Source organism: Comamonas sp. lk (genome assembly GCF_900564145.1).
Lineage (GTDB): Bacteria > Pseudomonadota > Gammaproteobacteria > Burkholderiales > Burkholderiaceae_C > Comamonas.
The window spans coordinates 1,556,924-1,579,309 of the sequence record NZ_UOOB01000001.1; the positions used below are offsets into that span (position 1 = coordinate 1,556,924).

18 protein-coding genes and 1 pseudogene are annotated in these 22,386 nt (G+C 62.4%); 14 read left to right on the forward strand and 5 right to left on the reverse strand.

Features of this window, described 5'->3' with window-relative positions:
- Nucleotides 1-9: 9 nt before the first annotated feature.
- On the reverse strand, nucleotides 10-699 hold the full coding sequence (locus EAO39_RS06965) for a response regulator (RefSeq protein WP_120966762.1): 690 nt from the start codon (nucleotides 697-699) through the stop codon (nucleotides 10-12).
- Nucleotides 700-844: 145 nt separating this feature from the next.
- Between EAO39_RS06965 and EAO39_RS06970 the strand changes: the two genes are divergently transcribed.
- The 14 genes and pseudogenes from EAO39_RS06970 to EAO39_RS07035 all read left to right on the forward strand — a co-directional run bounded on the left by EAO39_RS06970 (nucleotide 845) and on the right by EAO39_RS07035 (nucleotide 18,499).
- Nucleotides 845-1,804, forward strand: a complete 960-nt coding sequence (locus EAO39_RS06970; protein WP_120966763.1) for a tripartite tricarboxylate transporter substrate-binding protein — start codon at nucleotides 845-847, stop codon at nucleotides 1,802-1,804.
- 223 nt (nucleotides 1,805-2,027) lie between these two features.
- Nucleotides 2,028-2,621, forward strand: a complete 594-nt coding sequence (locus tag EAO39_RS06975) for a tripartite tricarboxylate transporter TctB family protein (protein ID WP_120966764.1) — start codon at nucleotides 2,028-2,030, stop codon at nucleotides 2,619-2,621.
- The gene (locus EAO39_RS06980; RefSeq protein WP_120966765.1) at nucleotides 2,621-4,138 is read left to right on the forward strand and encodes a tripartite tricarboxylate transporter permease; all 1,518 of its coding nucleotides are present in this window, start codon (nucleotides 2,621-2,623) and stop codon (nucleotides 4,136-4,138) included. The genes EAO39_RS06975 and EAO39_RS06980 overlap by 1 nt, the downstream gene beginning before the upstream one ends.
- A 248-nt stretch (nucleotides 4,139-4,386) precedes the next feature.
- Nucleotides 4,387-5,928 (forward strand): sigma 54-interacting transcriptional regulator, encoded by a 1,542-nt coding sequence (locus EAO39_RS06985; protein ID WP_276209320.1) that lies wholly within the window; start codon nucleotides 4,387-4,389, stop codon nucleotides 5,926-5,928.
- Nucleotides 5,929-6,048: 120 nt separating this feature from the next.
- Complete coding sequence (locus EAO39_RS06990) at nucleotides 6,049-8,031, forward strand: acetoacetate--CoA ligase (protein ID WP_120966766.1); 1,983 nt, start codon at nucleotides 6,049-6,051, stop codon at nucleotides 8,029-8,031.
- A 48-nt stretch (nucleotides 8,032-8,079) separates the two neighbouring features.
- Nucleotides 8,080-8,955, forward strand: coding sequence for an amidohydrolase family protein (locus EAO39_RS06995; protein ID WP_120966767.1), 876 nt, complete (start codon nucleotides 8,080-8,082; stop codon nucleotides 8,953-8,955).
- Between the two features lie 308 nt (nucleotides 8,956-9,263).
- Nucleotides 9,264-10,454: a substrate-binding domain-containing protein gene (locus EAO39_RS07000; protein ID WP_120966768.1), complete on the forward strand. Its 1,191-nt coding sequence runs from the start codon at nucleotides 9,264-9,266 to the stop codon at nucleotides 10,452-10,454.
- Between the two features lie 108 nt (nucleotides 10,455-10,562).
- Nucleotides 10,563-11,342 (forward strand): ABC transporter ATP-binding protein, encoded by a 780-nt coding sequence (locus EAO39_RS07005; protein ID WP_120966769.1) that lies wholly within the window; start codon nucleotides 10,563-10,565, stop codon nucleotides 11,340-11,342.
- Nucleotides 11,339-12,067 (forward strand): ABC transporter ATP-binding protein, encoded by a 729-nt coding sequence (locus tag EAO39_RS07010; RefSeq protein ID WP_120966770.1) that lies wholly within the window; start codon nucleotides 11,339-11,341, stop codon nucleotides 12,065-12,067. The genes EAO39_RS07005 and EAO39_RS07010 overlap by 4 nt, the downstream gene beginning before the upstream one ends.
- Before the next feature lie 94 nt (nucleotides 12,068-12,161).
- Nucleotides 12,162-13,145 carry a branched-chain amino acid ABC transporter permease gene (locus EAO39_RS07015; RefSeq protein WP_120966771.1) on the forward strand — a complete coding sequence of 328 codons (984 nt, stop codon included), beginning with the start codon at nucleotides 12,162-12,164 and terminating at the stop codon, nucleotides 13,143-13,145.
- Nucleotides 13,146-13,156: 11 nt separating this feature from the next.
- A pseudogene (locus EAO39_RS07020) lies at nucleotides 13,157-14,203 on the forward strand (branched-chain amino acid ABC transporter permease); the annotation flags it as partial.
- A gap of 70 nt (nucleotides 14,204-14,273) precedes the next feature.
- Nucleotides 14,274-16,472: a 3-hydroxybutyrate oligomer hydrolase family protein gene (locus EAO39_RS07025; RefSeq protein WP_120966772.1), complete on the forward strand. Its 2,199-nt coding sequence runs from the start codon at nucleotides 14,274-14,276 to the stop codon at nucleotides 16,470-16,472.
- Between the two features lie 65 nt (nucleotides 16,473-16,537).
- Nucleotides 16,538-17,476 carry an alpha/beta fold hydrolase gene (locus tag EAO39_RS07030; protein WP_120966773.1) on the forward strand — a complete coding sequence of 313 codons (939 nt, stop codon included), beginning with the start codon at nucleotides 16,538-16,540 and terminating at the stop codon, nucleotides 17,474-17,476.
- A 72-nt stretch (nucleotides 17,477-17,548) separates the two neighbouring features.
- The gene (locus EAO39_RS07035) at nucleotides 17,549-18,499 is read left to right on the forward strand and encodes a VTT domain-containing protein (RefSeq protein ID WP_120966774.1); all 951 of its coding nucleotides are present in this window, start codon (nucleotides 17,549-17,551) and stop codon (nucleotides 18,497-18,499) included.
- A gap of 100 nt (nucleotides 18,500-18,599) precedes the next feature.
- Here the strand turns inward: EAO39_RS07035 and EAO39_RS22470 are convergent, their stop codons facing one another.
- The 4 genes from EAO39_RS22470 to hemH all read right to left on the reverse strand — a co-directional run bounded on the left by EAO39_RS22470 (nucleotide 18,600) and on the right by hemH (nucleotide 22,367).
- Complete coding sequence (locus tag EAO39_RS22470) at nucleotides 18,600-18,773, reverse strand: hypothetical protein (protein WP_162989488.1); 174 nt, start codon at nucleotides 18,771-18,773, stop codon at nucleotides 18,600-18,602.
- Nucleotides 18,774-18,788: 15 nt separating this feature from the next.
- Nucleotides 18,789-19,886 (reverse strand): YeeE/YedE thiosulfate transporter family protein, encoded by a 1,098-nt coding sequence (locus EAO39_RS07040; protein WP_120966775.1) that lies wholly within the window; start codon nucleotides 19,884-19,886, stop codon nucleotides 18,789-18,791.
- 138 nt (nucleotides 19,887-20,024) lie between these two features.
- Complete coding sequence (locus EAO39_RS07050; RefSeq protein WP_120966777.1) at nucleotides 20,025-20,981, reverse strand: rhodanese-like domain-containing protein; 957 nt, start codon at nucleotides 20,979-20,981, stop codon at nucleotides 20,025-20,027.
- Between the two features lie 288 nt (nucleotides 20,982-21,269).
- Complete coding sequence (hemH, locus tag EAO39_RS07055; RefSeq protein ID WP_120966778.1) at nucleotides 21,270-22,367, reverse strand: ferrochelatase; 1,098 nt, start codon at nucleotides 22,365-22,367, stop codon at nucleotides 21,270-21,272.
- Nucleotides 22,368-22,386: the final 19 nt, after the last annotated feature.

The following is a 22,386-nucleotide window of genomic DNA, read 5'->3' on the forward strand; positions in this document are numbered from 1 at the left end:
CGTGCTTGCTCATACCGAGCCCTGGACCTTGATGAGATAGCCCAGACCGCGCAGCGTGACCAGTTGCAGGCCGGTACCCGTCAATTTTTTGCGCAGGCGGTAAGCCACCACTTCCACTGCCTCGTACTGCACATCGGCCTCGCCGGGGAACACCAGGCTGAACAGGCGCTCTTTGGCCACGGCATGGCCGGGGCGGGCCAGCAAGGCATGCATCATGGCCAGCTCGCGCGGCGTCAATTCCATGACCTCGTCGTTGAGATACAGGGCGCCGCTTTCCTTTTCATAGCGCAGGGCGCCCAGCTGCATTGACTCCTCGGATGCTCTAGGCGTAAAGCTGTCATGGCTGCGGCGCAACAGGGCGCGCAGACGCGCTTCCAGCTCGTCCAGATCAAAAGGCTTGGCCAGGTAGTCATCTGCACCGGCATTCAGGCCCAGCACCCGGTCACCTACCGTGCCGCGGGCGGTGAGGATCAGCACCGGCGTACGCAGGCCCTGGGCGCGAGCGCGCTCCAGCACCTGCAGGCCATCCAGGCCGGGCAGGGTCAGATCCAGCACCACGGCATCGGGGGCGCGGGTGGTCCAGTGGGCCAGTGCACTGGGGCCATCGGCGGCCACTTCCACATGCATGCCACGGCGCATCAGCGTGCGCTGCAGCGTGGTGCGCATGGCGGTGTCATCTTCAACAAGCAGCAATTGCATGGTGCGCACGTTAGCACCGCGGCATGCAGGCGTAGGGGCAGGCGGCAGGAGTCTGCGTAAATCTAGGGATATCCCTAGACGTTTGGACAGCTGTTTGACAGGCACGCTGTCCATCATCTGCACACCACAACATAAGGAGCAAACCATGCGTCGTGATACCTTTCTGAAGTCGCTTGCAGCTTTGGCCGCTGCAGGCACTTTGCCTCTGTCGGCCCAGGCAGCCGCAGCCATCAAGATGATGCTGCCTGCCAACCCCGGCGGCGGCTGGGACACCACAGGCCGTGCCGTGGGCAAGGCTTTGCAGGACGCAGGGGTTGCTTCTTCCGTCACTTATGACAACAAGGGCGGCGCTGCCGGCGCCATTGGCCTGGCCCAGTTCGTGAACAGCAACAAGGGTGATCCCAACGCCATGATGGTGATGGGCGCCGTGATGCTGGGCGGCATCATCACCGGCAAGCCACCGGTCAGCCTGTCGCAGGCCACGCCTCTGGCCCGTTTGACCAGCGAATACAACGTGTTCGTGCTGCCAGCCAACTCGCCTTTCAAATCCATGGCCGAAGTCGTGGCCCAGCTCAAGAAGGACCCCGGCTCCGTCAAGTGGGGCGGCGGTTCGCGCGGCTCCACCGAACACATTGCCGCCGCCATGATTGCCAAGGCCGTGGGTGTGGATCCGGCCAAGATCAACTACGTGGCATTCCGTGGAGGCGGTGAGGCCATCTCCGCCATCCTGGGCGGCAACGTGACCGTGGGCGGCAGCGGCTACTCTGAGTTCGCCGAGTACATCACCAGCGGCAAGATGAAGCCTATCGGCGTGACCTCGGCTGCGCGTCTGAAGGGCTCCAACGTGCCTACGCTCAAGGAGCAGGGCATCGATGTGGAAATCGGCAACTGGCGCGGCATCTACGGTGCTCCCGGCATCAGCAAGGCCCAGCGTGACGAGCTGGTGGCCATGATAGAAAAAGCCACCAAGAGCAAGGCCTGGGCCGAAGCGCTGCAAAAGAACGACTGGACACCGGCCTGGTTGCCAGGGGATGCATTCGCCAAGTTTGTGGACGATGAGTTTGCCAGCTTGCGCGCCATCATGGCCAAGTCCGGAATGATTTGATGCCAACCGGCAACCGGGTGTGGTACCCGGTTGCTCTCAGTGGCGGATTGGTGCCGGCAGATTGAACCGGCCCGTCCTCGCAGCTTGCGGCGCGAGGATGTGAATATGCGGTGCCCTGAACATGCGCACCCATCACCCAAGCAGGTTGTAGAGGTAGTGATTGCACCTTGCGACCAGGTGCTCCTCACTGAGTTCAAAAACCACAGATACAAGCAACTCCATCATGTCTGATTCATTAAAAGACCTTGCCCATGCCGCTGAGGCTGCGCAGGTGTCGGCCTATGCCGACCCTGACGCGCCGACCAGCGAGAACGTTCCGTCCACGCGGGCGCAGACCATTGTGGGCGCTGGCGTCGTGCTGGTAGCCATAGGGTTGGCGGTGGGCGCTTTGCAGATCCCATCGGACTCCGGCTACGGCGGCGTCGGCCCCAACTTCCTGGCCTGGCTGTGCGCTGCGGTTCTGGGCCTGTGCGGTGGCTTGCTGATCTGGGAGTCGCTGACCGGCGGCTTTCGCTTTGCGGCGGACCCTGGCGGTCAGCCCAAGGCCGACATCCTGTCCTTTGTCTGGGTGTCTGCAGGTCTGCTGATCAATGCGGCCCTGATTGGCACGCTGGGCTTTATTCTGAGCTGCGCCCTGTGCTATTTGCTGGCCGTTCAAGGCCTGCGCCGCGCCGCGCACCAGCCGCAGGCAGGTAGCCTTGCCAACTGGATCAAGGACCTCATCACCGGTTTGCTGATCTCGGCCCCTGTGTTCTGGATGTTCACCAAATTCCTGGCCATCAATCTGCCAGGCCTGACTGCGACGGGGTGGCTGTAATGGATATTTTCAACGCATTGATGGCGGGGTTTGCCACGGCAATCACACCCGTCAACCTGTTGTGGGCCCTGGTCGGTTGTGCCCTGGGCACCGCCGTAGGCGTGTTGCCCGGCATCGGCCCGGCCGTGGCGGTGGCCATGCTGCTGCCCATCACGGCCAAGGTGGATGTGACTGCATCCATGATTTTCTTCTCCGGCATCTACTACGGTGCCATGTACGGTGGTTCCACCACTTCCATCTTGCTCAATACTCCGGGTGAGACAGCCAGCATGGTCACGGCCATGGAGGGCAACAAGATGGCCAAGAGCGGGCGCGCAGGTGCTGCGCTGGCCACGGCAGCCATTGGCTCGTTTGTGGCCGGTACCTTTGCCACCGTGGTCGTGACCTTGTTTGCCCCCTTTGTGGCCGACTTTGCCGTCAAGCTGGGCCCGCCAGAATACTTCATGCTGATGGTGCTGGCCTTCACCACGGTGAGCGCTGTGCTGGGGCAAAGCTCGCTGCGCGGCATGACCTCGCTGTTTGTCGGCCTGGCCGCAGGCCTGGTGGGCATGGACCAGATCTCGGGTGCTGCGCGCTATACCGGCGGTCAGATGGAGCTGCTGGACGGTATCGATATCGTGCTGGTGGCCGTGGGTCTGTTTGCCGTGGCTGAAGTGCTGTATGCCGCCATCTACGAAGGCAAGGTCGAGGAGTCGCAAAACAAGCTGACCCGCGTTCACATGAGCAAGCGAGACTGGAAGCGCTCCTGGCCCGCCTGGTTGCGCGGCACGGTGATCGGCACGCCCTTCGGTTGCATTCCTGCCGGCGGAACCGAGATCCCCACTTTCTTGAGCTATGCGACTGAAAAGAAGCTGGCCAAGGGCGACAACAAGGCCGAGTTCGGCAAGCAAGGCGCCATCGAAGGCGTGGCCGGTCCCGAAGCGGCCAATAACGCTACGGTGACAGCCGCGCTGATTCCGCTGCTGACACTGGGCATTCCCACCAGCAACACCACGGCGGTGCTGCTGGGTGCCTTCCAGAACTACGGTATCAATCCCGGTCCTCAGCTGTTCACCAGCTCCGCCACCCTGGTCTGGGCGCTGATTGCCTCGCTGTACATCGGCAACCTGATGCTGCTGGTGCTGAACCTGCCCATGGTCGGCCTGTGGGTGAAGCTGCTGAAGATTCCCCGTCCCCAGCTGTATGCCGGCATTCTGATCTTCGCCACCGTCGGTGCCTACGGCATGCGCCAGAGCGCGTTCGATCTGTTCCTGCTCTACGGCATCGGCGTGCTGGGCGTGATCATGCGCCGCTTTGACTTCCCGACAGCACCTGTGGTGGTCGGCATGATTCTGGGCCCTCTGGCAGAAGCGCAGATGCGCAATGCGGTCTCGATTGGCGAAGGCAGCTGGTGGATCTTCCTGCAGCGCCCCATGTCGCTGACGCTGATCATCATCGTGCTGTCTGTGCTGATTGTTCCCCGCGTGCTCAAGCGCATGTCGGATGCCAAGCAAGCCAACAAGCCGGCTGCGGCCTGACGAGCTCATGAGTTACTAGCCTGCTGCGGGTGCATGACGCCTGGTGCCCGTTGGCATTTCCAGCCCTTGTTCAAGCAATTGAACAAGGGTTTTTTTATTTCACAAGCTGTTTTGCCTTGTGGCCCTTGCTGGATATGCGCGAGTTGCTCATTTTTTGATGGCGCCGATATGGTCTGCCCCGATCCTTGCTTGCCGGTATGGCGCCTAGCATGGGGGTCATGAGGGACCACATGACTGCTCGTAACGATATGACTGAAAGCCCGGCCCTGGCCGGGGGCGCCAAAATGCTGGGCAAAGGGCTGCCGGCCGACCCCGAGGGCATTTACGCGCTGGCCGCACGCTCCATGTTTCAGCTGTTTTCCAGCATGAGCCAGGGCATGTTTCTGGCCGACAAGACGGGACGCATCGTCTGGCTCAACGAAGGCTATGAGCTGTTGCTGCCGAGGCTGGGAGTGGCCTCGGTCCATGACTTTCTGGGCCATATGGTGGAAGACGTCATACCCAATACCCAGATGCGCCGGGTGCTGGAGACCGGCCAACCGGTTCTGATCGACTTGCTGACCAATCGCGCCGGCACTTTTGTGGTGAGTCGCCTGCCATTGCGCGACGATGAAGGCAGCGTGATTGGCGCCATAGGCATCGTGCTGTTTGATCAGCCCGAAACCACGCTGCAGCCTTTGATCAGCAAGTTTGCGCTGCTGCAACGTGACCTGGATGAGGCCAAGCGCGAGCTGCTGGCCCAGCGCAGCCACAGCTTGCGCGCCATGGCTTCGGGCGAGCGGCGCGCCAAATACAGTTTTGCCAGCTTTGTGGGCAGCAGCCCGGCTGCGGTAGAGGTCAAGCGCCAGGCCCGACGCGCGGCGCAGTCGCTCAGCCCGGTATTGCTGCTGGGTGAGACCGGAACCGGCAAGGAGTTGCTGGCCCACGCCATTCACGGTGCTTCGGCCCGTGCCTGCGGGCCGTTCGTCAGTGTCAATATCGCGGCCATTCCCGATACCCTGTTGGAGGCCGAATTCTTCGGTGTGGCGCCTGGGGCCTACACCGGGGCCGATCGCAAAAGCCGTGACGGCAAATTCAGGCTGGCCGATGGCGGCACCCTGTTTCTCGATGAAATCGGCGACATGCCCATGAGCTTGCAGGCCAAGCTGCTGCGCGCCTTGCAGGAAGGCGAGATCGAGCCCTTGGGCTCCAACCAGCTGGTGCGCTTTGATGTGCGGCTGCTCGCCGCCACTTCGCGGGATTTGCCGCGCATGGTTCGGGAAGGGCTGTTTCGCGAGGACTTGTTCTACCGACTGCATGTGCTGCCGATTCGCGTGCCGCCTCTGCGCGAACGGGCGGCAGACATTGCGGCCCTGGTTGAAGTGCTGGGCGAAGAGTTGGCGCTGCGCAACGACATGCCGGTGCCCGAACTGGATGCTGCAGCTCTGCAACTGCTGGCAGTGCAAAACTGGCCAGGCAATATCCGCGAACTGCGCAATGTGCTGGAGCAGGTCACCATGCTTGGCGATGATGCGCGGATCACCACGCCGCTGTTGCTGCAGGTGCTGCAAAGCGCCGGAGTGAAGCCTGTGCAGCTCGGTGAGGCGCTTGCAGCGCAAGCTCCGGCCGATGCCATGGTCGCCGATAGCGCTTTGCTCAGACCTTTGGCCCAGCAGGTGGCCGAGCTTGAGGCGCGAGCCATCCGGGCCAGCTTGGCGGCCAACGGCGGCAACAAGCTGGCAACGGCCAAGGCGCTGGAGATTTCCCGCGCCACCTTGTACGACCGCATGGCGGCGCTGCAGATCCGCTGAGTTCATGGCCCGGGCTTGTGAGGGGTTGTCGCCAGGGATATCCCTATGAGTATCGCTGCGTTTTGTTTTTATAGTTATAAAACATACTTATTTTGATACATCAAAACAACAAGGCAGCGCATGGTGGTCGAGCAAGGGCAGCAGCTGTGGGCGCCCACACAGCAAAAAATCGATAGCAGCGGTCTGGCGCACTATATGCAGTGGCTGCGCAGTCGCGGCGTGTGCGATGCTGCCGATTACCAAAGCCTGTGGCAGTGGTCGGTCACGGATCTGGAGGGCTTTTGGCGCTCCATCTGGGATTACTTCGAAATTCAGGCCGACGGCGATCCCGCGCAGGTGCTGGCCAGCCGCCGCATGCCGGGCGCGCAATGGTTTCCCGACACGCGGCTGAACTATGCCGAGCATGTGTTTCGCCAGGCCTCGGCGCAGCGCCCGGCCATCATCGCGCGCTGCGAGTCGGCGGCGGTGCAAAGCGTATCCTGGGCGCAGCTGCAGCGTGATGTGGGCGCTCTGGCTGCCAAGCTGCGCCGGCTGGGCGTGGTCGCTGGCGACACCGTGGTGGCCTATCTGCCCAATGTGCCGCAGACGGTGACCGCCTTTCTGGCATGTGCCAGCATTGGCGCCATCTGGTCCAGCTGCGCGCCGGAGATGGGCGTTTCCGTGGTGCTTGATCGCTTTCAGCAAATTCAGCCCAAGCTGATCTTCGCCACCGACAGCTATACCTACGCGGGCAAGCACTTTGACCGCCGAGCGGTTTTGCAGCAGGTGCTCGACGGCCTGCCCGAGATCGAGCATGTGGTGCATGTGCCGGGCCCGCTGTTTGCGACCGACGAGACAGAATTGAGCTGGCGCAACACCCTGGACTGGGCGCAGATGCTTGCCGAGCCGGCGGCCCTGCAGTTCGAACGCCTGCCGTTCTCGCACCCGTTGTGGGTGGTGTATTCCTCGGGTACCACAGGCCTGCCCAAAGCCATGGTCCACAGCCATGGCGGCATTGTGCTCACCCACCTCAAGACCAACCGGCTGCAGCACGATGTTCAGCCCGGTGATCGCTTCATGTTCCTGGGCAGCACGGGCTGGATTGTCTGGAATCTGATGATCGGCAGCTTGCTGGCCGGTGCCACGGTGGTGCTCTCCGACGGCAACCCGACAGCGCCCGATGATGCGGCGCTGTGGGACTTTATCGACCAGTATGAGGTGAGCCTGTTTGGCTGCGGCGCCGCCTTCCTGAACAAGAGCATGAAGGACGGCATCCGGCCCAGCCAGGGCCGCTGCTTTGAGAAGCTGCGCGCCATCAACTCCACGGGCTCGCCCTTGCCGCTGGAGGCCTATGCCTGGGTGTACGAGAACGTGAAAAACGATCTGTGGCTGGCCTCCATCAGTGGCGGCACCGACATCGCTTCCGGCTTTGTGGCCTGCGCGCCCATACTGCCTGTGAATGCGGGCGAGATTCAGTGCCGCGAACTGGGCGTGGCCGCCTATGCCTTCAACGAGCAGGGCCAGAGCGTGGTGGACGAAGTCGGCGAGCTGGTGATTACCGAGCCCATGCCTTCCATGCCTGTGCATTTCTGGAACGATGCAGAGGGCGCGCGCGACTACGACAGTTATTTCGACGTCTTTCCCGGACTCTGGCGCCATGGTGACTGGATAGAGTTCAGCGAGCGTGGCTCGGCCGTGATTTACGGCCGCTCCGACAGCACCATCAACCGCTTTGGCATACGCATGGGTACGGCGGAAATCTACCGGGTGGTGGAGGAACTCGATGCCGTCACGGACAGTCTGGTGGTCGATCTGGAATATCTGGGCCGTCCTTCCTTCATGCCGCTATTTGTCACGCTGGCGCAGGGCGAGCAGCTGACGCAGGAGCTGAGCGGCCGGATCAAGAACGCCATCAAGACCCGGGCCTCGGCCCGTCATGTACCGAATGTGGTGGTACAGGTGGCAGAGATTCCCCGCACCCTGACCGGCAAGAAGATGGAAGTGCCGGTGCGCAAGCTGTTGCTGGGGGCCAATGCCGCCGAGGTGGCCAGTCCCGATGCCATGGCCAATCCGTCCAGTATTGACTTCTTTATTCAATTTCGAGAGCAGGTTCCGCAGGCGTGACAAGCGCTTGAGGCTGATTTGACTCACTACCCCAAAGCAGACCCACCCATGAATCACCAAGACCTGATCGCCATCGACTTCCACACCCATGCAGAGGTGAGCTGCCGTAACCCGTTTGACAACTACGGCGAAGAATATGACCGCGCCGCCGACAAGTATTTCGGCAGCTCCCAGCGCCCCACGATTGCCGAGACCATTGCCTATTACCGCGAGCGCAAGCTGGGCTTGGTGATGTTCACGGTGGACAGTGAATCGCAAATGGGGCGACGCCGCATTCCCAACGAAGAGATTGCCGATGCCGCGCGCGAGAACAGCGACATGATGGTGGCCTTTGGCAGCATAGACCCGCACAAGGGCAAGATGGGAGCGCGCGAGGCGGAGCGTCTGATTACCGAATGCGGCGTCAAAGGCTTCAAGTTTCACCCCACGGTACAAGGCTTTCATCCCTACGACCGCATGGCCTGGCCTATCTACGAGGTGATCAATCACTACAAGCTTCCCGCCATTTTTCATACCGGTCACAGCGGCATCGGCAGCGGCATGAAATGCGGCGGCGGCCTGCGCCTGGCCAACAGCAATCCCATGCTGCTCGACGATGTGGCGGTGGACTTTGGCGATATGCAGATCGTCATGGCCCACCCCAGTTTTCCCTGGCAGGACGAGGCGATTTCGGTGGCGCTGCACAAGCCCAATGTCTGGATCGATCTTTCGGGCTGGAGCCCCAAGTATTTCCCCAAGCAGCTGGTGCAGTACGCCAACACCTTGCTCAAGGACCGCGTGCTGTTCGGCAGCGATTTCCCACTGATCACCCCCGACCGCTGGATGAAGGATTTCGAGGTGGCGGGCTTCAAGCCCGAGGTCATGCCCGGCATTCTCAAAGGCAATGCCGTGCGCTTGCTGGGCTTTGATACGCCTGCGGCATAAGCGGTCACTGCTCGGAAAAAAGGGATGTCTTGCACATCCCTTTTGTGTTTTTTCGGACGGTAAGGATCCGGCTGCAAACGAAGATGTGTCTGATAAATGAACACTGTTTGAATATCAGGCGGATATCTGTCTGAAATTTGAACATTGCTGAAGCGACAGCATGTCGGCTGTAGCGAGTGGGCAGCGCTTTCAGGCGTTTGGCATTCGGTGTTTATCCGGGTGTTTTGCGCTCCTGCCCACAGAGGTTTGCAGTTGGCATGAAGACTGCTTAGGCTTGATGCACAAGAGCACCTCAAGGAGACCCACCCATGCAAAAACGCCTCTGGATTCAGGCTGCCGCAGCGGCCGCTGTCAGCACTTTGCTGGCCGGCACCGCGCAAGCGCAATCCGAAATTCGCATTGCCCACGTCTATAGCAAGACCGGCCCGCTGGAGGCCTATGGCAAGCAGACCCAGGCGGGCTTGCTGATGGGGCTGGAATACGCCACGGGCGGCAGCATGGCCGTCAATGGCAAGAAGATTGTGGTGATCGAAAAAGACGATCAGGGCAAGCCGGATCTGGGCAAAAGCCAGCTGGCCGCAGCCTACTCGGACGACAAGGCCGATCTGGCGGTTGGCCCTAGCTCCTCGGGTGTGGCTCTGGCCATGCTGCCGGTGGCCGAGGAGTACAAAAAAATCCTGCTGGTCGAGCCCGCCGTGGCCGATTCGATCACCGGCGACAAATGGAATAAATACATCTTCCGCACCGGCCGCAACTCCAGCCAGGACGCCATAGGCAATGCGGTGGCCATAGATAAGCCCGGCGTGATCATCGCCACGCTGGCGCAGGACAACGCTTTTGGTAGGGACGGCGTCAAAGCCTTCAAGGAAGCGGTCAAGAAAGGCAAGCTGGTGCATGAGGAGTATTTGCCGGCGGCCACCACGGACTTCACTGCCGGCGCGCAGCGGCTGATCGACAAACTCAAGGATCAGCCGGGCAAGAAGGTGATCTGGATCGTCTGGGCGGGCGCAGGCAATCCCTTCAAGATCTCCGACATGGACCTCAAGCGCTACGGCATAGAGATCGCCACGGGCGGCAACATCCTGCCCGCCATGGCGGCCTACAAAAACCTGCCAGGCATGGAGGGCGCGACGTACTATTACTACGGCATTCCCAAGAATCCGGTCAATGAAGCCCTGGTGTCCATGAACTACAAGCAGTACAAGGCGCCGCCGGATTTCTTCACCGCAGGCGGTTTTTCGGCGGCCATGGCCATCGTGACGGCGCTGAAAAAAACCGGTGGCGATACCAAGGCCAACACGTTGATCAAGGTCATGGAAGGCATGAGCTTTGACACGCCCAAGGGGCCCATGACGTTCCGCAAGCAGGACCATCAGGCCATGCAAAGCATGTACCACTTCAAGATCAAGAACGACCCTGCCGTGGCCTGGGGCGTGCCCGAGCTGGTGCGCGAGATCAAGCCTGAAGAGATGAATGTGCCCGTTCGCAATGGACGCTAACTAGCCCAGCCGCTCGCACCGGGCCGGTCACGGCCCTGTCATTCCCTTTTGATAGCTAGATGCGCTTGTTCAGCAAGCGTATGGGGCTGTTTTGACTGAAATAAATCGATGCTGACCACTGACAAGCTCACCATACGCTTTGGCGGCCATGTGGCTGTGAATGGCGTGAGCTGTGCCTTTGAACCGGGCACGCTGACGGCCATCGTCGGCCCCAACGGGGCGGGCAAGACCACGTATTTCAATCTGATCTCGGGTCAGCTCAAGGCCAGTGAAGGCCGCGTGCATCTGGGTGGCAAGGAGCTGACGGGCCTGCCGCCTTCGCAGCGCACGCGCGCCGGTCTGGGTCGGGCCTTTCAGCTGACCAATCTGTTCCCGGGCTTGTCGGTGCTGGAGAACGTGCGCCTTGCCGTGCAGGCCACGCGCGAGGGCCGTCACAGGCATGGCCTCAACCTGTGGAGCATCTGGAGCGATCACCGCCAACTGCTGGCGCGCGCCCAGCAAATACTGGAGCAGGTCGCGCTGTGGGCGCGGCGCGACGAGCCGGCGTCGGCACTGCCGCATGGTGATCAGCGCAAGCTGGAAGTGGCGCTGCTGATGGCGCTGGAGCCTCAGGTCTATATGTTTGACGAACCTACGGCAGGCATGAGCCATGACGAGGCACCGGTGATTCTGGATCTGATTCGCGAGCTGAAAAAAGACCGCAGCAAGATCATCTTGCTGGTGGAGCACAAGATGGATGTGGTGCGCGAGCTGGCGGACCGCATCATCGTGCTGACCAACGGAGAGCTGGTGGCCGACGGTCCGCCAGCCCAGGTGATTGCCTCGCCCGTGGTGCAGCAGGCCTACCTGGGTAATGTGATGGACAAGGCCGTGAAGGAGGGCACATGAGCACGACCGCTTTGCTGCAGCTATCGGGCGTCCACACCCATATCGGCGCCTATCACATACTGCACGGCGTGGACCTGGCCGTACCCCGAGGGGAGGTCACCATGCTGCTGGGCCGCAATGGCGCGGGCAAGACGACCACGCTGCGCACCATCATGGGCTTGTGGCAGGCCAGCCAAGGCAGCATTCGCCTGGGCGAGCGCGATATCACGCGGCTGGCAACGCCGGCGATTGCCCAGCTCAATATCGCCTACGTGCCCGAGAACATGGGCATTTTTTCCGATCTCACGGTCAAGGAAAACCTGCTGCTGGCTGCGCGCTCCGCTGCCCACGCGGGGCAGATGGATGCGGCGCGGCTGGACTGGATTTACCAGCTTTTTCCCGCCGTGCAGAAATTCTGGAATGCACCGGCAGGCAAGCTCAGCGGCGGCCAAAAGCAGATGGTGGCCGTGGCCCGCGCGATTGTGGAGCCGCGCGATCTGCTGATCGTCGATGAACCCAGCAAAGGCCTGGCGCCCGCCATCATCAACAACATGATTCATGCCTTTGCCCAGCTCAAGGCCAGCGGCGTGAGCATCCTGCTGGTGGAGCAGAACATTGACTTTGCCAAGCGCCTGGGCGATGGCGTGGCCGTGATGGACAACGGCCGCGTCATTTACGCCGGCCGCATGGCCGAGCTGGCGGCCGACGAGGCGCTGCAAAAGTCTTTGCTGGGGCTGTCGCTATGAAGATCTATGAATACGAGCCAAAAAGAGTTGTAGTGCTTATGCATCAAGTGCGAGCAGCTATCAAACGGGAAGTAGTCAGGAAGGCGGCAAGACCATGAAGTTCAAGGATCTGGATTACCCACCGCTGCTGCTGGTGCCGCTGCTGGCGCTGCTCACCTTGCCTCTGGTCGGCTCGCCCAGCACCTGGCTCACGCTCACCGTGGCCGGCCTGGCCATGGGCATGATCATCTTCATTATTGCCTCGGGGCTGACGCTGGTGTTTGGTCTGATGGATGTGCTGAACTTCGGTCATGGCGTCTTTATCGCTCTGGGCGCTTTTGTGGCCACCAGCGTGCTGGGTGCCATGACGGACTGGACGGGCTCGGATCAGCTGTGGCGCAATCTGGTGGCGGTGTTTCCCGCCATGCTGGTGGCCATGGCGGTGGCTGCTGCGGTGGGGCTGGCGTTCGAGCGCTTTATCGTGCGCCCCGTCTACGGCCAGCACCTCAAGCAGATTCTCATCACCATGGGCGGCATGATCATTGGCGAGGAGCTGATCAAGGTCGTCTGGGGCCCGCAGCAGATACCGCTGCCCTTACCCGAAGCCATGAAGGGCGCCTGGCTGCTGGGTGACGCGGCGGTGGAGAAATACCGGGTGTTTGCCGTGCTGGTGGGAGGCGCGGTGTTTGCGGCCCTGGCCTGGACGCTGTCGCGTACCAAGGTCGGCCTGCTGATCCGCGCTGGCGTGCAGGATCGCGAGATGGTCGAGGCTCTGGGCTACCGCGTGCGCCGTCTCTTCATCGGCGTGTTTGTGGTGGGCTCGGCCCTGGCCGGTCTGGGTGGCGTGATGTGGGGCCTGTACCAGCAGAACGTGATTCCCCAGATGGGCGCCCAGGTCAATGTGCTGATTTTTATCGTCATCATCATCGGTGGTCTGGGTAGCACGGGCGGAGCGTTGATCGGTGCGCTGCTGGTGGGGCTGATGGCCAATTACACCGGCTTTCTCGTGCCCAAGGTGGCGCTGTTTTCCAATATCGCGCTGATGGTGGCCATTCTTTTGTGGCGCCCCCAAGGCGTCTATCCAGTCGCCAATCGCTAGGAGTCAAGCACATGCTCAATCGTTTGCTCTCCGGCGATCTGCCGCGCAGCCGTGTTCTGGCCGTGATGCTGCTGGCCATCTTGATAGGCTTGGCTGTCGCGCCGTTTGCCTTTCCTGGCGTCAAGGCCCTCAATGTGGCGGCCAAGGTGCTGATCTTTGTGGTGCTGGTCGCCAGTTTTGATCTGCTGCTGGGCTATACCGGCATCGTTAGCTTTGCCCACACCATGTTTTTCGGCATAGGCGCTTACGGCGTGGCGATTGCCTCCAGCAAGCTCGGTGCCGGCTGGGGCTCACTGGCCCTGGGCCTGGGCGCAGCGCTGCTGGTGTCCTTGCTGCTGTCGCTGGCCATAGGTCTGTTTTCGCTGCGGGTACGGGCCATTTTCTTTGCCATGATCACCTTGGCCGTGGCGGCGGCGTTTCAGACCCTGGCCTCGCAGCTGTCGGACTGGACCGGTGGCGAAGACGGCCTGACCTTCAAGATGCCCGAATGGCTGTCGCCCAGCTTTGAGCCTTTCGAGAACGAAGTCCTAGGCCTGCTGATCGATGGCAAGGTCATCAGCTACTACCTGCTGTTTGTCGTGGCCGTGCTGTTGGTGCTGATGCTGCTGCGCATTGTCAATTCGCCGTTCGGCCGCGTGCTGCAGGCGATTCGTGAAAACGAATTTCGGGCCGAAGCCATTGGCTACCGCGTGGTGGTGTACCGCACCACCTCCAGCGTGCTGTCCGCCTTGTTTGCCTGTGTGGCCGGTGCCATGCTAGCCGTCTGGCTGCGCTACAACGGGCCGGACACCACGCTTTCCTTCGAAATTATGATGGACTGTCTGCTCATTGTGGTGATTGGCGGCATGGGCACGATTTATGGCGCGGTGATCGGCTCGCTGATCTTTCTGATCGCGCAAAGCTATCTGCAGGACTTGCTGCGCGTCGGCAGCGAGGCGGCCGCCAGTCTGCCCTGGTTGGCGGCCCTGCTGTCGCCAGATCGCTGGCTGCTGTGGCTGGGCGTGCTGTTTGTGTTGTCGGTGTATTACTTTCCCACGGGCGTGGTGGGACGCCTGCGTTTTTCGCGTGCCGGGGCCGAAGCGGCCAAGGCGCATTCGTGCATCAGAGAAATACCGCAAGGAGATGGGCATGTTGAAGCGTGACGAAAAAACACTCTCGAACGGGCGAATCTCATGGCGCTGGGCGGCTACGGCCGTGGCCGCCGCCACGCTGGTGGCCTGTGGCGGCGACATCATGCCCAGCAACCATCTGCCCAGGGGCTTTACCGATCTGGGCATGACGGCATACCCGGCGACAGCCGTGAGTACAGGCAGCACGGCGGCCACGCAGGATTTGCTGACCGGCGGCATAGGCAAGACGGGCCTGGGTGGTGCGGTTCCAACCTATGCGGACCCGGTCAACCCCACTGCGGCCGAGTTGCGGCGCAATGCGCTGTATTCCAACTACCGGGGCATATTGGACCCCACGGCCAATGGCGGCTATGGCACGCTGTACGGGCCCAACATCACGGCCGACGGCCAGGTGACCGCCGCCGAGGGCCTGGTTCCCGGGCGTGAGTACCGGGGCGTGCTTGACGACGGCACGGGCCGCAAACAAACCATGGTGGTGGTGCAACTGCCCGACAGCTTTGACCGCAACCGAGCCTGTGTGGTGCTGGGCCCGTCCTCGGGCTCGCGCGGTGTGTATGGCGCCATAGGCACGGCCGGGGAGTGGGGGCTGAAGAAGGGCTGCGCCGTGGCGCTGACCGATGCGGGCAAGGGCGTGGGTCTGCACAATCTCTCGGACGACACGGTCAACAAGCTAGACGGTACGCGCGCCACGCGCACGGATGCGGGCAGCCTGTCCTTCTTCGCCGCGCGGCTGAGCGATGCGGCGCGTGCGGCCTACAACACGGCATTTCCGAATCGCATCGCCATCAAGCACGCGCATTCCCAGCAGAACCCGGAAAAGGACTGGGGCAACGACACGCTGGCCGCAGTCCGCTACGCCCTGTATGTGCTCAACCAGCGCTATGGCACGGAAGCCGACCCCGTGCCTTTCACCAAGGCCAACACGCTGGTGCTGGCGGGCTCGGCCTCCAACGGCGGCGCAGCCGTGCTGCGCGCAGCCGAACTGGATACGGACGGTCTGATTGACGGCGTGGTGGCTTCCGAGCCCGTGACCGAGATGCCCACGCGCCAGGGCTACACCATCAGCGTGGGCGGCCAGATCGCGCCCAATGCCGGACGTGCGTTGGCCGAATACACGACCTACGGCAATATTTACCAGCCCTGCGCGGCGCTGGCGTCCGATGCGGCCCTGAGCGAAACCTCGATCTTCAACTACATCGGCCTGACGGCCATGACGGCGCGCGCCGAGGCACGCTGCAGCGGCCTGGCCGCCAAGGGTCTGGTGGTGGGAACGACTACAGCCGAGCGCGCGGCCCATGCGCTGGAAAAGCTGCGCCTGTACGGCTGGACGCGCGATAACGACCGTATGCACAACGCCCACTACGGCTTGGGCAACGGGCCTATTTTGTCGGCTATGTACACCATGGCTTACGGCCGCTTTGGCGTGGAGGCCAATCTGTGCCGCACCAGCTTTGCCGCAGCCAACACTGCGGGCGAGGTGGTGCCGGCTGCGGCGACCGCGCTGGCCCAGAGCTTTGCCACCGCCAATGGCACGGCCAATGGCACGCCGGCCACCGTGATCTACAACGATTCGCTGGGTGGTGCACGTTCCTGGCCGTTGGCGGTCTCGCCTTCCACCGGCGTGGCCGACTTTGGTCTGGACAACGCGCTATGCCAGCATGCGCTGGTGACGGGCGTGGATACGGCCACGGGCTTCAATCTTTCGGACAGCAGCGTGCCAACGCAGGCCCAGAGCGATGCGGTGCGCGCCGGCATCAGCGAGGTGCTGCACAGCGCCAAGCTGCGCGGCAAGCCCACCATCATCGTGGCCGGCCGCAGCGATGCTCTGGTGCCGGTCAACCACAATGCGCGTGCCTACACGGTGCTCAATCGCAGCCTGGACGGCTCAGGCACGCGGCTGCGCTATATCGAGGTAGTGAACGCCCAGCACTTTGATGCCTTCCTGCCGTTCTCGGGCTTCGATACACGCTTTGTGCCGCTGCATCCTTATTTCAACCAGGCCATGGATGCGATGTGGGTCCATCTGCGCAACGGCGGGGCGCTGCCGGCCAGTCAGGTGGTGCGCGCCACGCCACGCGGCGGCCAGCCCGGCGCGGCACCGGCCATCACGGCGGCCCAGGTGCCGCCATTTGTCGCAGCTCCCATTACGGGTAATGCCATCGAGGTCAGCGATGGGCTGATCCGTATCCCCAACTGAGCGCCGCTCATCGTTGTCGCATCAGGGGCCGGCCGTAGCCGGCCTCTTCGAATCGAGATTGTCTTATGTCTTCCCCTGTGCATTCCTTCACCCACGGTGCTGCCGCGCCTGTCTCCTGCTACACCCGCTGCGCCGGCTACGAGATTCACTACATGGACTGGCAGCCTGCGCCTGGTGCGGCACTGGCGGGCACCGTCATCGCCTGGCATGGCCTGGCGCGCACCGGGCGCGATATGGATGCGCTGGCCCAGTTTCTCCAGGCCCAGGGCTATCGCGTGATCTGCCCCGACACTTTGGGTCGTGGCCTGAGCCAGTGGAGCCGCAATTCGCGTGATGAGTACCAGCTGCGCTTTTATGCCCGCTTGGCACGCGAGCTGATGGAGGCGCTGGCGCTGGAGCAGGTGCATTGGGTAGGCACCAGCATGGGCGGGGCGATTGGCACGGTCTGCGCATCCGGCTTGTTTGAGCCGAGTCTGAAGCAGTGCATTCTGACCCTCACTCTCAATGACAACGCGCCCGAGCTGGCCCAGGCGGCGCTGCAGCGCATCAAGTCCTATGCGGGTCAGCCGCCGGTGTTTGAGACCGTGACCGAGCTGGAGGCGTTTTTTCGCACGGTTTACCGGCCCTATGGCTGGCTCAGCGAGATGGAATGGCGCAAGCTCACCGAGACCAGTACCCGCCGCCTGCCCGATGGGCGCGTGACCCCGCATTACGACCCTCGCATGATCGAGCAGTTCACCCTACATGAAAACGACTACCTGATCTGGAAGCATTACGACGCGCTGGAGCTGCCCGTGCTGCTGCTGCGCGGGGTGGAGTCGGATCTGGTGCTCAAGCCCGTGGCAGAGCAGATGATGCAGCGCGGCCCCGGTGCCAGAGGCCAGCTGAGCTGGCTGGAGGTGCCGGGCTGCGGCCATGCGCCGGCGCTCAACGTGCAGCCGCATTTCGATGCCGTGCTGGCCTGCCTGCAGAACCGTCCTTCAACCCCAGTCAGGCAGGGATGATGCCGCGCAGGCTAGAGTCTTGCGGCAAGGCTTGCACACGGATGCTGCGGCCTGGTTCTTGGAGTGCCTGCCATGGGTTTTCTGGTCGATCTGATTCGCGAATACGGTCTGGGCATCGTTTTCCTCAACGTGCTGGTGGAGCAGCTGGGTGCGCCTATTCCTGCCTATCCGGTGCTGGTGGTCACCGGGGCTCTGGAAGGCGCCAGTTGGGCGCGGCTGGGCTGGCTCACGCTGATCGCGGTGGTGGCGGCGCTGATTGCCGATGTGCTCTGGTATCACGCCGGCAAAGCCTACGGTCACCGGGTGCTGGGGCAGATTTGCCGCATCTCGCTCTCGCCCGATGCCTGCATACGCCAGACCGAATCGGTATACGGCCGCTGGGGCGCGCGCTCCCTGCTGGTGGCCAAGTTCATTCCGGGCTTTGCGTCGATTGCCAGCGCCTTGGCCGGTGTGGTGGGCACGCCGCTGCGCACGTTTGTGCTGTTCGACATCCTGGGCGCGCTGATCTGGGTGGGCTCGGCAGTGTTTCTGGGCTCGCTGTTTTCGTCTACGGTGCAGGATTTGCTCGATGTGCTCACCGCTCTGGGCAAATGGGGGCTGCTGCTGCTGTTGCTGGCTTTTACCGTGTTTGTGGCGCGCAAATGGTGGCAGCGCAAGCGCGTCATCCGCTCCCTGAAAATGCCGCGCATGTCGGTGGCGGAGCTGGCCGGCCTCCATGCCCAGGGCGTGACGCCCACGGTGATCGATGTGCGCGAGCCGCTGCTGTTCGAGCGCGGCCATATACCGGGGGCCAAGTCCTGGCTCCATCACCAGGCCAAAGGCAAGCCCAGCTACGAGCATTTGCTGCCGCACGATCAGCATGCGCATGGTCTGGTGGTGTATTGCGACTGTCCCAACGAAATCTCTGCCGCGCGCGTGGCCCGGCAGCTGCAGCGTGCCGGTTTCAGCAATGTGCGGCCGCTGACGGGCGGTTTGACGGCCTGGGAGGCGGCCGGCTTTGAGGTGGAAAAGCCGCAGAACTGAACGCACCATCCAACGAGCAATTAATACGCTCAATAAAAACGAGCAATGAAAAACGCCCTGAACCGTAGCGGTCAGGGCGTTGTGCTTTGGAGCAGAAGCTTTATTTGCCTGCAGGCATGGAGCAGTGGCCGCCCTGCGCGGCCTGGCCGGAGCCGGCGGCAATCAGTGGTGCTTCAAAACGCAGGTCGATGGCTGGCGATTGCCAGAAATCCCAGGCCAGAAACAGCACGAGAACCGACCAGAAAACGGCGCGCAAGGTAGATGCTTGAGTCATATGTTCTTTCCTCGCTCAAAAACCGAAATGGCGGCGGATGCGCAGACCGAAAATCGTGCCTGCAAAAGCCAAGGGCACCCAGATCCAGCCGTGGATGGAGCCCGTGGAAATTCCCGACAGCATGGCGCCCACATTGCAACCAAAAGCCAGGCGCGAGCTATAGCCCAGTACCAGACCCGCGACCAGGGCGACTGCCCACTGCGTGCCCGTCAGTGCCTTGGCCGCTGCGGGCTTGCCGGCGGCAATCCACAGCGCGCCGCCCAGAATGCCGACATTGGTGATGCTGGTCACATCAAGCAGCACAGTTTCATGCAGACGGGCGGCATTGCCCGGCTGGCTCCAGAACCAGTTGCTGGCCAGATCGACCGCGCCCGTGGCATTGGCGATCTTGGCGGCCCACAGTCCAAAGCCATAGACCACGCCCCAGGGCTGGCCGGCGATGATGAGGTTGAGCGTGGCAAAAACCGCCAGCAGCACGGCGCCCACCATCCATTTGCGTACCAGCAAGGGCTTGGCGGGGCGGTTCAGAGCCGTATTGGCCTTGTTCACATAGACAGCGACGCCTGCAGCAATCACGGCCAGGGTGGCCAGGGTGGCCAGTAGCGCAGGTGCCCAGCCCCATTCGGTGACCAGACCCACGGGGGCGGTATTGCCCAGATCCAGCCACCAGCCCAGGTGCAGGCTGCCCATGAAGCTGCCCAGTGCAAACAGCGGCAGGATGGCGGCGTTCATGGGAATGCCCAGACCGGCCTTGTACAGCGTGCCGCTGCCGCAGCCGTCGGCAATCTGCATGCACAGGCCAAACACGAAAGCGCCTATCAGCAGGCTGATGCTGGGCGGGCCCAGAGCGGCCGTCAGCTCGGGGTAGTGGCCCAGCAGCGGCATGGCCATGGCGGCAGCCAGCGCCAGCAGCAGCAACTGGCCGAAAACGCCGCTAGCGTCTTTTTCCTCCACCAGCATGCGCCAGCCGGTGGTAAAGCCAAAGCGCTTGCCGGCCAGCACGGCACCCAGGCCAATGCCCACGGCAAACAGGGCGGCCTGGCGCACGGAGACCGACCACAGCAGCCAGCCAAAAAAGACGGCCAGCAAGACCGTAATGGGAAGTCGTTTCATATTTTTGTTGTCAATTCAGAGTTCAAGAGTCCGAGGCTTGTGAAACTGTCACATACCAAGCCAGAGACACCGAGCAAGAGCCGCCTCGCAGCGAGGGTGTCGTCCCCCTTGGGGGAAGGCGCGAAGCGACTCAGGGGGTCATTTAAACTTCTTATCCCACCACTTCTGGGCGTCATAGGCCAGCGATTGCAGGCGGCCCGGCTGATTGGCCATGCGCGGTGCGTCCTGGGACTGGGTCCAGTCCACCATGGAGCCGGCGTACAGCTTCACATTGGGCAGGCCGGCCATTTCAGACAGGCCGAACCAGTCGGTGGCCGCCCAGTGGCCGGTATTGCAGAAAGCCACCATGTCCTGGCCTTGCTGGCGCTGGATCTTGGCGGCAATGTCCTTGGCCTTGGCGCCATCCACGAACAGCGTCGTGCCGGGCACAAACCACTGGTTGAAATCGAGCTGCTGTGCGCCGGGCAAGGTGCCCGAGAGCTTGGCTGCAGGCGCGCGGGTCTTGCCCTGGTAGAAGGCATCGGGGCGCGAGTCCACCAGGGCAGCGTTGGACAGGTCCAGGTGCTTGCCCACATCCTGCTGCGTGGCCAGCCAGTTGGCGTCAAAAGTCGGTGCGTAGCTGCTGGGGGCAATCTTGATGGCCGTCTTGCCCACGGGCTGACCGGCCGCTTGCCAGGCTTGCATGCCGCCGTTGACTATGGACAGCTCGGTCAGGCCCAGGCTTTTGAGTGTCCAGTACACCCGGGCCGTGGCGCCAAAATCCGTGGCATCGGCGCCGCTGGAGATGACGATGGCGTGGGTGGCCGGAGTCAGGCCCAGCGATTGCACCAGTTTGACCAGCTGGGGCTGATCGGGCAGCTCGCCGGGGTTGCTGGCCGGGCCGCGCCATTTGCCATAAGGGGCGTTGACGGCCTGGGCAATATGGCCGGCCTCGAAGGCTTTGGGGTCGCGGATGTCGATGAGGCGGATTTCGGCGCCGGCCCCGGCTTTTTGCAGCAAAGGCTGCAGCTGCTGCGGGCTGAGCAAGGGCTGGGCGGCCAGCGCGAAGCTGCTGGCGCCAAGACCCAGCGTATAGGCAATCAGGAATTTTTTCATGGCTTGGGTGTGAGGTCGGCATCTGCATGCCTGAGGCCTCTATTGTCCCGCCTTGCGGCCAGGCATGTCGCCACCAAACATGCTCTGCAGCCGGACTGTCGCCCTGTCTCTGGCGTCGGGCGCAAGCTTGAGTCTGAATTTAAAAGAAAAAAGGCTTGAATCCTTTATAAATAAAGCGCATCTAGCTATGGAATCAGGAGTTCATGCGCGCAGGCAAGGCCTGTCCCGTCTGCCGTATGCCGCCATAGCCCGCACAGCGAAAAAGGTTTCCGCCGACCCTGATCCAGTCTATCGGGCCGCGCCCATGTCTTTGGCGCGTTGCAAACGGGTTTTGAGGGCTTCATCATCCTCGCGCTGCGTGGGCCAGCCTGCCAGATGCTGCTGGGCAATGGTCGAGAGGGCGTCAATCCAGGGCGCGCTGTCATTGAGGCAGGCAATGTATTCAAACTGCTGGCCGCCGGCGTGCAAAAAGGCTTCGCGGGCCTCCTGGTTGATTTCCTCCAGCGTTTCCAGGCAGTCGCTGGTAAAGCCCGGGCAGACCACATCCACGCGTTGGGTACCGGCTTTGGCCAGAGCGATCAGCGAGGGTTCGGTATAGGGCTCCAGCCACTTGGCCTTGCCAAAGCGCGACTGAAAGGTGACTAGGTATTGATCCGGGTTCAGCTTGAGCCGCTCGGCCAGCAAGCGCGCCGTCTTGTGCGACTCGCAGTGATAGGGGTCGCCCAGATGCAGGGTGCGTTCGGGCACACCGTGAAAGCTCATCACCAGTTTCTCGCCCCGGCCATGGCCGCGCCAGTGGGCTTCGATGCGCTGGGCCAGCGCGTCGATATAAGCTGCATGGTCGTGATAGCGGTTGACAAAGCGCAGCTCGGGAATATGGCGCTGGGTCTTGGCCCAGTCATAGACTGCATCGAACACGCTGGCCGTGGTCGTGCCTGAGTACTGAGGGTAGAGGGGCAGGATGAGGATGCGGTTCACGCCTTGCTGCTTGAGCGCATCCAGCTGCGATGCAATCGAGGGCTGGCCGTAGCGCATGGCAGGCAAAACCGTCAGCTGATGGCCGGCCTCGCCCAGCCAGCCGCGCAGCAGCGTGGCCTGGCGCTGGGTCCAGTGCAGCAGGGGGGAGCCGTCTTTTTCGTGCCAGATGGTGGCGTACTTGGCGGCAGACTTGGCCGGGCGCGTGCGCAAGATGATGCCGTGCAAGATGGGCCACCAGGCCAGTTTGGGAATCTCCACCACGCGGTCGTCGGACAGAAACTGCGCCAGATACGGACGCACCGCCGCAGCGGTCGGGGCATCGGGCGTTCCCAGATTGCACAGCACAATGCCGGTGCGGGAGGGTTGATCGTGGCGGAGTTCGGGTTCAGGCACAAAGCGAGATGGCATGGCCCGATTGTGGCAGTTT

Coding starts and splice junctions, on each gene's coding strand:
- EAO39_RS06975 (WP_120966764.1), top strand. CDS start 2,028: ATGTCTGATTCATTAAAAGACCTTGCCCATGCCGCTGAGGCTGCGCAG.
- EAO39_RS07000 (WP_120966768.1), top strand. CDS start 9,264: ATGCAAAAACGCCTCTGGATTCAGGCTGCCGCAGCGGCCGCTGTCAGC.
- EAO39_RS07050 (WP_120966777.1), bottom strand. CDS start 20,981: ATGAAAAAATTCCTGATTGCCTATACGCTGGGTCTTGGCGCCAGCAGC.
- EAO39_RS06985 (WP_276209320.1), top strand. CDS start 4,387: ATGACTGAAAGCCCGGCCCTGGCCGGGGGCGCCAAAATGCTGGGCAAA.
- EAO39_RS06965 (WP_120966762.1), bottom strand. CDS start 699: ATGCAATTGCTGCTTGTTGAAGATGACACCGCCATGCGCACCACGCTG.
- EAO39_RS07010 (WP_120966770.1), top strand. CDS start 11,339: ATGAGCACGACCGCTTTGCTGCAGCTATCGGGCGTCCACACCCATATC.
- EAO39_RS07005 (WP_120966769.1), top strand. CDS start 10,563: ATGCTGACCACTGACAAGCTCACCATACGCTTTGGCGGCCATGTGGCT.
- EAO39_RS06980 (WP_120966765.1), top strand. CDS start 2,621: ATGGATATTTTCAACGCATTGATGGCGGGGTTTGCCACGGCAATCACA.
- EAO39_RS07025 (WP_120966772.1), top strand. CDS start 14,274: ATGTTGAAGCGTGACGAAAAAACACTCTCGAACGGGCGAATCTCATGG.
- EAO39_RS06990 (WP_120966766.1), top strand. CDS start 6,049: ATGGTGGTCGAGCAAGGGCAGCAGCTGTGGGCGCCCACACAGCAAAAA.
- EAO39_RS07015 (WP_120966771.1), top strand. CDS start 12,162: ATGAAGTTCAAGGATCTGGATTACCCACCGCTGCTGCTGGTGCCGCTG.
- EAO39_RS07035 (WP_120966774.1), top strand. CDS start 17,549: ATGGGTTTTCTGGTCGATCTGATTCGCGAATACGGTCTGGGCATCGTT.
- EAO39_RS06995 (WP_120966767.1), top strand. CDS start 8,080: ATGAATCACCAAGACCTGATCGCCATCGACTTCCACACCCATGCAGAG.
- EAO39_RS06970 (WP_120966763.1), top strand. CDS start 845: ATGCGTCGTGATACCTTTCTGAAGTCGCTTGCAGCTTTGGCCGCTGCA.
- EAO39_RS07040 (WP_120966775.1), bottom strand. CDS start 19,886: ATGAAACGACTTCCCATTACGGTCTTGCTGGCCGTCTTTTTTGGCTGG.
- EAO39_RS07030 (WP_120966773.1), top strand. CDS start 16,538: ATGTCTTCCCCTGTGCATTCCTTCACCCACGGTGCTGCCGCGCCTGTC.
- hemH (WP_120966778.1), bottom strand. CDS start 22,367: ATGCCATCTCGCTTTGTGCCTGAACCCGAACTCCGCCACGATCAACCC.
- EAO39_RS22470 (WP_162989488.1), bottom strand. CDS start 18,773: ATGACTCAAGCATCTACCTTGCGCGCCGTTTTCTGGTCGGTTCTCGTG.